This window comes from Pseudomonas sp. GW822-FHT03F08 (genome assembly GCF_058801265.1).
This window is the reverse complement of the sequence record NZ_JBXANC010000008.1, coordinates 195,906-208,192: the sequence shown is the minus strand read 5'-3', so window position 1 is coordinate 208,192 and position 12,287 is coordinate 195,906. Positions and strand designations below refer to the sequence as shown.

The 12,287-nt window shown below is 63.6% G+C and carries 2 protein-coding genes (1 of these 2 only partly in view); both read right to left on the bottom strand.

All coding sequences use genetic code 11. The features are described from left to right. Window positions 1-1,149 carry a macrolide transporter subunit MacA gene (macA, locus tag AC1RME_RS21155; RefSeq protein WP_102622127.1) on the bottom strand — a complete coding sequence of 383 codons (1,149 nt, stop codon included), beginning with the start codon at window positions 1,147-1,149 and terminating at the stop codon, window positions 1-3. 66 nt (window positions 1,150-1,215) lie between these two features. Then, window positions 1,216-12,287: the 3' portion of an amino acid adenylation domain-containing protein gene (locus AC1RME_RS21150; protein WP_493091717.1), read on the bottom strand. 3,577 nt of this gene lie beyond the right edge of the window; only the last 11,072 of its 14,649 coding nucleotides appear in the window; its start codon lies beyond the right edge, outside the window; its stop codon occupies window positions 1,216-1,218.

Genomic DNA, 12,287 nt, shown 5'->3' with positions numbered 1-12,287 from the left:
TCATGCCCCTGCCACTTTCGACACCGGATCACCGATCACCACCCGGTCGCCTTCGGCCAGACCACCGTTGACCTGCACCTTGACGTTGTTGTTGATCCCGGTCTGCACATTGCGCGACTGCGCCTGGCCCTTGGCGTCCAGCACCCGCACCGGAAAACTGCCATCGTTGTTGCGCGGGCCCAACGCGGCCACCGGAATCGTCAACACCGATTTGGCGGTGTCGAGCACCACCCGCACCTGGGCCGTCATGGAAATGCGCAAGCGGTGATCAGGGTTCGGCACCTCGAACAGCGCGTTGTAGAACACCGCCGTGTTCTGTTTCGGCGTGCCGGCGGGCGGGGTTTCGAGGAAGTTCTGCGGCGCGGGTTCAGTGCCGCGCAGCTTGCCGTAATAACGTTTGTCCTCGCCCAGAATGGTGAAATACACCTCCTGCCCCGGCGCGATGTGTATGACATCCGCCTCTGACACCTGAGCCTTGACGGTCATGGTGTCCAGATCCGCCAGTTTCAGCAGGATCGGCGCCAGTTGGTTGGCGATGACGGTCTGGCCTTCCTGAGTCACGATACCCACCACATCGCCGTCGATGGGCGCGATGATCCGCGTGTAGGCCAGGTTGACCTTGGCCGTGTCGATCTGGATATGCGCGCTCTTGATCTGCGCATCCAGCGACAACAGATTGGCTTGCTGCACTTCGTAGTTCGATTGCGCGGTTTCAAAATCCTGCCGCGAGATCGAGGCGTCCTCCTGCAGATTCTGATAACGCTCGTAGATCGCCTTGGTCTGCCTGACCTGAGCCTGAGTCGCCCGGCGCTGGGCTTGCAGGTTTTCCTCATCGACCTGAGCCTGACGCAGGGTGTTCTGCAGCACCAACGGGTCGATCTCCGCCAGCCACTGGCCTTTCTTGACCTTGTCGCCGACCTTGACCTTGAGCGACTTCAACTGCCCCGAGACCTGGGCACCGACGTCCACCTGCTTGATGCCCTCCAGCAATCCGGTGGCCAGCACCGCGTTTTCAATGTCACCGCGTTCGACCGTGGCGGTCAGGTATTGCGGTGCTTCGGCCGGCGCCTGCACCGTGTAGAACACCAACCCGGCCACCAGCGTCAACGCGATTCCCAGACCGACTTTGCGCAACTTCGACTGTTCCATAAATGACCACAATTCCGTTCAGGGTTGAGCCCGGCCAATCGCCGGGTTCCAGGATAAAGACTTCAATCAGGACAACACTTGGCCAGCCGCCACCGTCAACCCGTCATGCCACCACGCCGCAAGACTGAAGACGTTGGGCGCCTTGAGAATCGTGAAGTGGTTGCCAGGGCCGTACCACACCGCCAGATCCCTGGCCTCGCGCTGCCAGCCTTCGAGCATTGCAACCTGTTCGCGCTGATTGCCCGAGGCGTCCAGCGTCGGGTCGTCCACCAGCGCCAGGCGCACCGGCCCGGTGTAGGCCAGAGCCGGTCGATAGACCGTGCGCAGCGCGGTGGCGAACGTGCGCACCGGGCCCTGCATCGCATCGGTTGACGCACGTTCAGACAGCACACCCGCGTGCACCATCCCGTCATGCAGCAGGCGCATTTGCGTGGTGTCGTCAGCTTCGGCGAAGGCCAGCGCATCGATGCCCAAAGACTTGCCGCTGGACAGTTGCAGCGACTCGATCAGTCGCAGCAGCGCTGCCGTGGTGGTGTAAGGCTTGCCCACCACGCTGCTGCCGCCCGGCGATTCGCTGTCGATCAGGGTCAGGGACGCCACTTCGCGCCCCGCAGCCTGCAACTGCGCCGCCATGGCGTACGCCACCCAGCCACCGAACGAATGCCCGATCAGATGCACCGGCCCTTGCGGGTACAACTGCTCAAGCGCCCGCAGGTAGAACGTGGCGGCACTTTCGACCCGACTGTGCGGCACCGTCGCGCCGTCTAGGCCTCGGGGTTGCAGCCCGTAAATCGGCCACTCCGGCCCCAGCGCCTCGGTCAGATGGATAAACCCGGTGACACTGTCACCGGCCCCCGGCACACAGAAAATCGGCGCATGCCCGGTGTAGCCGGTCTGGATCGTCAACAACGGCTGATACGCCCGGGATTCGACCATCGCCGACGCCTGCAATGCCTGACTCAGCGCCTGACCGAGCACATGCACATGCGGCGCCTGCATCATGCTTTGGTGATCGCCCGGCACGTCGATGCAATGCAGGAGCGTGGCCGGCACCTCGTCCGCCCAGCCCAGGGTCGGATGACGACGAAACAGCTCTGTCGGATGCTCCTGCGCCCGGAACAGATGCAACGGGATACCCAATGGATTGATCCGGTAATGCGCCAGTGCATGCCCGTGGGCGACCTCGCGGTCGAGGTAGTGCCAGAGGTCTTGAGGCGCGGCGGCGGCCATGTCCGGGTGCAGCAATTGCTCCTCCCGGCAGCGCTGCAACAGCGGCTGGATGTCGATCTGCTCCAACTCGGTTTGCAACACCGCCAGATGCGCCAGTGCGGCTTGTCCCGCGTCACCAAGAGAGGCCTGGTACATCGTGCAGTGCTGCAACAACTGGCGCTTGTGCGCATGCTCGTCGCTCCAGCGCGCCTTGCCCTGATCGGTCAGGCGCGGCACGAAACTGTCGATCAGGCCAACGAACGCTACCGTCTCATCCATGCCGAGCAACTGCATCGCCACTTCATAGGCCAGCACCCCGCCAAACGACCAGCCGGCCAGACGATAAGGCCCTCGCGGCTGCACCGAACGGATGATCTCCACCATGCGCGCCGCCATACATTCCATGGTGCGCAGCGGTGCCTTGCCGAACGGAATGCCCGGCAGCCCGTAGATCGGGAAATCGCCCTCGATATGCAGGCCCAGCGCCGGGAAGTAAGCGTCCATCCCGCTGAACTCATGCATCAGGAACAACGGCGTGTCTGCGCCACCGGCACGCACCACGACCAGCCCGTCATCCTGTTGCTCTGCGCCTGTGCGCTGGCTGAGCAACGTGCCGAGCGACTCGATGCTGGCGTGCTGGAACAGCTCGGCCAGCGTCACCTCCAGGCCGTTCTGTTGCATCAGGTTGACCAGACGAATCGCCAGCAACGAATGCCCGCCCAGCTCGAAGAAGTTGTCGTGACGACCAACCTGCTCGACCTGCAACACCTCGGCCCACAACAGCGCCAGAGATTCCTCGAGCGGATTGGCCGGGGCTTCATAGGTACGACTGAGCAGTGCGTCCTGCGCCGGAACTGGCAACGCCTTGCGGTCGACCTTGCCGTTGTTGTTCAGCGGCAACGCGTCGAGCTGCACCCAGGCCGACGGCACCATGTATTCCGGCAGACGTGCTTGCAATTGACCACGCAGGCTGGCGCTGTTGATGCCCTCTTCGGCGGTGAAATACGCCACCAGACGCAGCGGCTCCTGACCGTCCTGACGGGCCAGCACGATGGCTTCCTTGACCCCTTCGCAGTTCAGCAGGCGGTTTTCGATTTCCCCCAGTTCAATGCGGAAGCCGCGAATCTTCACCTGATCGTCGTTGCGACCGATGCACTCCAGTTGCCCCGGCGCGAGCCAGCGTGCGAGGTCGCCGGTGCGGTACAGCAACGCGCCCGGTTGATCGCCGAACGGGTCTTGCAGGAATTTCTCGGCGGTCAGGTCCGGGCGATTGAGGTAACCCAACGCCACGCCTTGCCCGCCGATGTACAACTCGCCGGTGACGCCCATCGGTACCGGTTGCTGGCGGGCATCGAGTACATAGACCTGGGTGTTGGAGATCGGGCCGCCAATCGGCACGCTGTCGGCATCGTCCGCCACTTCGCGCACTTCGAAAGTAGTCGCGTATGTAGTGGTTTCGGTCGGGCCATAGCAGTGGATGATGCGCAGGTTCGGCGCCTCGGCCAGCAAGCGGCGGAAGGCCGCCGGATCGGCGCGTTCGCCACCGCACAACACCATGCGCAGGCCTTTGAGGGCCTCGGGGATCAGTTGCACGTACTGGTTGAACAGTGCGGTGGTGACGAACAGGATCGTCGCACCGGTGTTGGCCAGTTCACGCCCGAACGCAAGTGGATCAAGCAAGGTCGCGTGATCAATCACTACTACGCGCCCGCCGTTGAGCAGCGGCCCCCAGACGTCCATGGTGCTGGCATCGAATGCCGGGTTGGAGGCAAACGCCACACGGTCCTGCGGATTGAAATCGGCGTAGCCGTTGTTGATCACCAGTCGACCGATCGCCCGGTGCGGCACCATCACTCCTTTCGGCGTGCCGGTGGAGCCGGAGGTGTACATGATGTAGGCCAGCGATTCCGAGGACTGTGGCAAGTCGGGGTTGTGCGTCGGTTGCGCATCAAGCTTCAGCACATCCAGATCGATCCGGCGTACGGCGTAATCAACCGTTTCAGTGCTGAAGGTCAACAGCGCTTTCGCCCCGCAGTCCTCGACCATGAACGCCTGACGCTCGGCCGGCGCGTTGATGTCCAGCGGCACATACGCCGCCGCGCACTTGCCGATGGCCAGTTGCGCGATCAGCAGATCCAGCGAGCGTGGCAGCAGGATCGCCACGTGATCGCCCGGTTGCACACCTTGGCCGATCAAGTGATGGGCCAGGCGATTGGCCCGCTCATTCAACTCAAAGTAGCTCAGCGATAGCGCACCATGCACGGCTGCCACCGCTTGCGGATGCTTCGTCACCTGCTGTTCGAACAGACGATGAACCGTCAACGTCGCCGGGTAATCCCGTTGAGTGGCATTGAACTCGACCAGCAATTGCCGCCGCTCATCCCGCGGCAGGATCGACAACTGATCAATGCCCAGTTGCGGCGTCCGCTCCAGCGCCTGCAACAAGCTGTCGACGGCAAGATCCATGTAGTCGCAGATCCGCTCGGCGTCGATCCCGGACGTGGCCAACGCGGTCAGGCTGAAGTCTTCGCCCAGGTCATCGACGCTCAGGCTCAGGCGGTAGTTGCTGTGTTCTTCGGCATCGAGCAACTGCATGCCCTGCCACGCCGCCACGACCTCGTCGGACGGCGTGCCCCCGCCGCCACTGTGGCGGTAATTGAACAACGCATTGAACAGCGGCGACCCCGGGGCCATGGCGCTGCAACGTTGCACCAGCGCCAGCGGCGCGTGTTCGTGATGCAGCAAGCGGTTCAAGCGCTGATGGGTTGCCAGCGCCGCTTCTTTCACCGATTGCCCGTCCAGATCGATGCGCAACGGCAGCGTGTTGATGAACACGCCCAGCGCCCGTTCGGCACCTTCACCGCCGTGCAACCGGCCGAGCATGACGGTGCCGAACACCACGTTTTCACGCCCCGACAGTTGCCCCAGCACGCTGGCCCAGGCCAGGTGCATCAGGCTGGCGGCGCTGATGCCCAGGCGCCTGGCCTTGGCCCTGACCCGCTGGCTCAGCGCAGTGTTCAGCAGCCGCTGCGCATGCCCGTTACCGCTGTCCGCGACAGAACTCTGGCCATACGGCAGGGTCGGTTCGTCGATATCGCCGAGCATGTCACGGAAGAACGTCTCATGTTCCTCTTCGCTCAGCCCCGAGCGAGTACGGGCGACATAGGTGCGATAAGGCACCGGTTCGGCCAGTTGCCGCACCTGGCCGAGCAGGACTGCCTGCATCTCGTGGCGCAGAACCTCGAGCGCAATGTGGTCCATGACCAGGTGATGGAACAGCAGCAGCGCCACCACGCGCCGATTGACCGCGTCCCAGCCGTGCACCACTCGCATCAATGGCGCCTGTGTGACGGCCATGCGGTATTGCCGGGTATCGAACCGACTGCGCAACTGATCGAGTGCATCAGTTTCGCCAGCATCCAGCTCCACCGTTTCACACACCAGCGACGCCTGACGCCAGACCACTTGCACCGGCTCTTGCAGACCGTCCCAGAACAGCGACGTGCGCAGGATGTCATGGCGCTCGATCACGGCCTGCAAGGCTTCGGCAAACACCCTCAGGCGTGACTCATTGGCAAAGGCGAACTGCGCCTGCAACACATACGGATCGCCCTGGGGTGCCGACAAGTGATGGAACAGGATGCCGGCCTGCAGCGGCGCCAGCGGGTAAATGTCCTGCACGTTCGCTGCGCCGCCGGGAATGCTGGCGACGATGCGGTCGATGGCGGGCTGATCCAGTGCAACCAGTGGCAGCATGCCCGGGGTGATGTGTTTGCAGTCCGGTGCAATCCGGTTGGCCGGGATTTCGCTCTCCGTCTCATCGCCGACCGCGGCGGCCAGTGCGGCGAGCGTCGGCTGGCTGAACAGCACACGCACATCAGCCGTCAGCCCGACGTGACGCATCCGCGCCACCAGGTTGACGGCCATCAGCGAGTGTCCGCCCAGTTCGAAGAAGTTGTCGTGGCGCCCTACTCGCTCCACCTTGAGCAGTTCGGCCCACAACCCTGCGAGGAGAATTTCCACCTCGCCGACGGGCGCTTCGTACTCGCGAGTGATCACCGAGGCCTGATCCGGCATCGGCAAGGCCTTGCGGTCGAGTTTGCCGTTGGGGCTCAGCGGCAGCGCATCCAGGTGCACGAATACCGCCGGCACCATGTAATCCGGCAGGTGCTCCAGCAGTTGACTGCGCAGCAGGTCGATTTCCAGACGGGCGCCGGTGTAATAGGCCACCAGGCGTTTGTCTCCCGGCACGTCTTCGCGGACCAGCACCGCCGCTTCCTGCACACCGCCGATGTCGGTCAGGCGTGACTGGATTTCGCCCAGTTCGATGCGCAGGCCACGGATCTTCACCTGATCGTCGTTGCGGCCCAGGTATTCGATGTTGCCATCGGCCAGATAACGGGCGACGTCGCCGGTGCGGTACATCCGGCCGTTCGGCTGGAATGGATCCTGAAGGAAACGTTCGGCGCTGAGTTCAGGACGGTTCAGATAACCGCGCGCCACCTGCACACCCCCAATGTACAACTCGCCGACCACGCCTTGCGGCACCGGTTGTTGCTGGGCATCGAGGATGTACATGCGGGTGTTGGCGATTGGTTTGCCGATGGGCGTGTTGTCTGGCGTTAGCTCCAACGGCCCGGCGCAATCCCATGCGGTAACGTCCACTGCCGCTTCGGTCGGGCCGTACAGGTTGTGCAAACCACTGCCCGGCAATTGCTGCTTGAAGCGCCGCACCAGACTGCCCGGCAACGCTTCACCGCTGCACATCACCTGACGCAAACCGTGGCAACGCGCGGTCTCGCCATGGGCGAGGAACACGTCGAGCATCGACGGTACGAAGTGCAGCGTAGTGATCTGCTCGCGCTCGATCACTTCGCTCAGATACAGCGGATCCTTGTGGCCGCCCGGACGCGCCATCACCAGTCGGGCGCCGGTCATCAACGGCCAGAAGAATTCCCACACCGACACGTCAAAGCTGAACGGCGTCTTTTGCAGCACTGAATCTTCAGCAGTCAGGCGATAAGCGTCCTGCATCCACAGCAAGCGGTTGACCACCCCGCTGTGCTCGTTGATCACGCCTTTCGGTTGGCCGGTGGAACCGGAGGTGTAAATCACATAAGCCGTGTGCTGCGGGGTCAGTCCATCGACCGAAGGGTTATCGGACGACTGTGATTGCCAATTCTGGTGATCCAGATCGACCACCGGCACTGCCACCTCACCCAACAACCCGCGAGTCGAACCCTGCACCAACACCGCCGACGGCGCGCTGTCTTCCAGCATGTAAGCCAGACGTTCCAGCGGATACGCCGGATCCAGCGGCACATAACCGCCGCCAGCCTTCAGAATCGCCAGCAACCCGACCACCATCTCCAGCCCGCGCTCGACGCAGATCGCCACCCGCGCATCCGGGCCAACGCCCAGTCCGCGCAAGTGATGCGCCAAACGGTTGGCCCGAGCGTTCAGCTCGGCATAGCTCAGCCGCTGTTCGCCGGAAAGCACCGCCACAGCCTGCGGCGTGTGCAAGGCCTGCGCTTCGAACAGACCGTGGATGCTCTGCTCCAGATCGTAATCAACGTCAGTGGCATTGAAGTCATGCAGCAAGTGCCGACGCTCATCCTCCGCCAGCACATCGACCTGCTCCAGCAACGCCTGATCGTTGCTGACCATGGCCCGCAGCAACTGCTGCAAGTAACCGGCATAACGCTGAACCGTCGATTCATCGAACAGCGCCGTGGCGTATTCCAGCGAACCCCGGATCACGCCTTGGGCCTCGCCCAACGTCAGCGACAGGTCGAACTTGGCGAAATGGCTCGGCTCGGCCACACCTTCCAGCGTCAGGTCACCGAGAGCCAGCGTCGCACCGCTGCCACTGTCCCAGCTCAACAATGTCTGGAACAACGGGCTGTGTGACAGGCTGCGCACCGGCCGGGTGATTTCCACCACCTGTTCGAACGGCAGGTCCTGATGGGCCTGCGCCTCAAGGGTGCGGGCCTTGACCCGGGCCAGCAACGCCTCGACGGTGAGCGCGCCCGAAGTGTCGAGGCGCACGGCCAGCGTATTGACGAACAACCCGATCAGCCCTTCGATTTCCGCCCGGTTGCGATTGGCGACGGGCGAACCGATCACTACGTCCGATTGGCCGGACAAGCGACCGAGCAACATCGCCCACGCACTCATCACCGCCATGTAAGGCGTCACGCCGTGGCGTTGGCACAGCGCCTTGAGCCCGGCGCTCAAACGCTCATCCAGCCGGATGTCGACACTGCTGCCGGCGTAATCCTGCTGGGCCGGGCGTGGACGGTCGGTCGGCAGCATCAGCAAGGCCGGCGCACCGGCCAGGGTCTGCTGCCAGAAATCGCTCTGACGCTGCAAGACTTCACCGCTCAACCAGCGGCGCTGCCACACGGCGTAATCGGTGTACTGCAATGCCAGCGGCGGCAGCGGATCGACCTCGCCATGGCTGAACGCCTGATACAGCGCCATCAATTCGCGGGTCAGGACGCCCATCGACCAGCCATCGGAGATGATGTGGTGCAGGGTCAGCAGCAACACATGATGATCATCGGCCAGTCGCACCAGACGCCCGCGAATCAACGGGTCGTCCTGCAAATCGAACGGCCCCGAGGCTTCACCCTGAATCAGCGCGAGCAAGGCGTCATCGGCCTGCGGGTGGTGGCGCAAATCTTCGACCCGCAGCAGCACACCGCTGTCGAGCGGCGCGATCAGCACCTGGGCTTCATCGTTGAATTGGGCGAAGCGGCTGCGCAGGGTTTCGTGACGCTCAACGATCCGCGCCAGTGCTCGTTGCAGAGCGGTTTCGTCGAGGCGACCGCGCAGGCGCAGGCCGAGGGGAATGTTGTAGGCGGTGTTGGCGCCTTCCAGTTGCGCCATGAACCACAACCGTTGTTGAGCGAACGACAACGGCAGCGCGCCGTCACGCGGCGCCGGCATGATCGCCGGTTGCGTGCAGCGCCCGGCCTGGGCCAGCACCTCGGCGACCGCTGACAGCTCGGCATTGGCGAACAGCTCAGCGAGCGTCAGTTCCACCCCCAGCCGCTGGCGCACCTGAGACAGCATGCGCATCGCCAGCAACGAATGGCCGCCCAGTTCGAAAAAGTGATCCTGACGTCCAACCTGCTCGACCTGCAGCACTTCGGCCCAGATCTGCGCCAGGGTGGTTTCCAGTTCACCTTGCGGCGCTTGATAGTCGCGGGTGAACAGAGCGCTGCGATCCGGCATTGGCAAGGCCTTGCGGTCAACCTTGCCGTTGGCGGTCAGCGGCAGCGCGTCGAGCCTGACGAAGGCCGCCGGCACCATGTATTCCGGCAACTGGGTCAACAGGTGCGCCCGCAGTTCGGCCACGGCCAACGGCTCGACCTGTGCCTGCTCGGTGAAATACGCCACCAGCCGCACCTGGCCGGACTCGTCTTCGCGGGCCACCAGCACCGCTTCCTGGATGCCGAGCAACTGATTGAGGCGGGTTTCGATTTCGCCCAGTTCGACACGCACGCCGCGGATTTTCACCTGATCGTCATTGCGCCCCAGGTACTCGATGGAGCCGTCGGCGCGCCAGCGCGCCAGGTCACCCGTGCGGTACATCCGGCCGTGGTTGAACGGGTCACGCAGGAACCGTTCTTCGGTCAGGTCCGCACGATTCAGGTAGCCCCGGGCCACACCGGCGCCGCCCACATAAAGCTCACCCGCCACGCCGACAGGTACCGGGCGCTGCTGTTCATCGAGCAGGTACACCGTCGCGTTGGCGATCGGTTTGCCGATGTGCAGCGCCTGCCCCGCCTCGACAATGCCCGAGGTGGCGACCACCGTGGCCTCGGTCGGGCCGTAGTTGTTGACCACATCGAACGACTGCTGACGATTGAACTGACGCAGACGGTCGCCGCCAATCAGCAGTGTTCGCAGGGTCGGATGTTCGAGGTTCTGGCTGAAGGCGTATTCGGCCACCGGTGTCGGCAAGAAGCTCACGTCCAGCGGCTGTGCGCGCCACCAGTCGAGCAACGCGTCCACGTCTTCGCTGCCGTCACGGGCCGGTGCCAGATGCAGGGTCGCGCCGGCACACAAGGCCGGCCAGACTTCCCAGGCCATGGCGTCGAAGCCGAATCCCGCGAGGCTCGAGGTGTGGCGCCCGGCGCACAGGTCGAACGCCTTGCAATGCCAATCGACGAGGTTGCTCAAGGTGTGGTGTTCGACCATGACGCCCTTGGGCAAACCGGTGGAGCCCGAGGTGTAGATGACATAGGCCAGGTGTTCGCTGGTCATGCCAGGCACCTGCGGATTGCCGGTCCCGTTGTCCGGCCAGGTACGCAAATCCAGATCGATCACCGGTACATCAAGCGCCGGCAAGCGTTCACGCAAATCACTCAGGCACAGCACCGCCACGGGCGCACTGTCGCTCAGCAGGTAGTGCAAACGCTCCGCCGGGTGCGCCGGATCCACCGGCACATAACCGGCCCCCGCCTTGAGAATGGCCACCAGCCCGACCAGTGTGTCGAGCCCGCGCCGGGCGACGATGGCCACGCGATCATCAGGGCGAACGCCCAGCCCGATCAGGTGATGAGCCAGAGTGTTGGCCTGTCGGTTCAGCTCGCCAAAGGTCAACGCCTGCCCCTGACTGACCGCCGCAACCACCTCGGGCCGCTCGATCACTTGTGCCTCGAATCGCTGCGCAATGGTCAGCCCCGACACAAACGCCGTGTGCGTGTCGTTGAACGTGACGAGCAACTGTTCACGCTCGTGGGCCTGAACCATATCGAGCTGTTCCAGCTCCGCCTGATCGTTGGTGACCATTGCATGCAGCAGTTGCTGGAAGTAGCCGACATAACGCTGGATCGTCGATTCATCGAACAACGCCGTGGCGTATTCCAGCGCTCCGCGAATTCCGCTGCGGGTTTCACCCAGGGTCAGTGACAGGTCGAACTTGGCAAACCGAGCCGGACCGGCCACGCTTTCCAGCGCCAGATCACCCAGCGCCAGATCCGGCCCCACGCTGTTTTCCCAGCTCAGGGTGGTCTGGAACAACGGACTGTGGGAAAGACTGCGCGCCGGCCGGGTGACTTCCACCACCTGCTCGAAGGGTAGATCCTGATGGGCCTGGGCTTGCAGCGTGCAAGCCTTGACCCGGGCCAGCAACGCCTCGACGCTGAGACCGCCTGACGTGTCGATGCGCAGGGCCAGGGTATTGATGAACAACCCGATCAGCCCTTCGATTTCCGCGCGGCCACGGTTGGCAATCGGCGAGCCAATCACAACGTCTGACTGGCCGGACAAACGACTGAGCAACAGTGCCCAGGCGCTCACCATCGTCATGTACATCGTTACGCCGTGCCGCTGGCTCAGCGCCTTGAGTGCGGCGCTCAGCGGTTCGCCGAGCCGGAACTCGACGCTGCTGCCGGTGTAATCCTGTTGCGCCGGACGCGGACGGTCGGTCGGCAGCACCAGCAAGGTCGGGGCGCCCGCCAGATTCTGCTGCCAGTAATCGCTCTGACGCTGCAGCACTTCACCGCTCAACCAGCGCCGTTGCCAGGTCGCGTAGTCAGTGTATTGCAGCGCCAGTGGCGGCAGCGGATCGGCCTCGCCATGGCTGTAGGCCTGATACAGCGCCATCAGTTCACGGGTCAGCACGCCCATCGACCAGCCATCGGAGATGATGTGGTGCAAGGTCAGCAGCAACACATGGTGATCGTCGGCCAGCCGGACCAGACGCCCGCGAATCAACGGATCGTTCTGCAAATCGAACGGGGTCGAGGCCTGTTCACGGATCAACGCCTGCAAGGCTTCGTCGGCGTGTGGATGCTGACGCAGATCTTCGACCTGCAGCAGCACTGCGCTGTCGACCGGCGCAATCATCACCTGCACGTCATCGTTGTGCGGGACAAAACGGCTGCGCAGGGTTTCGTGGCGATCAACGATCCGGG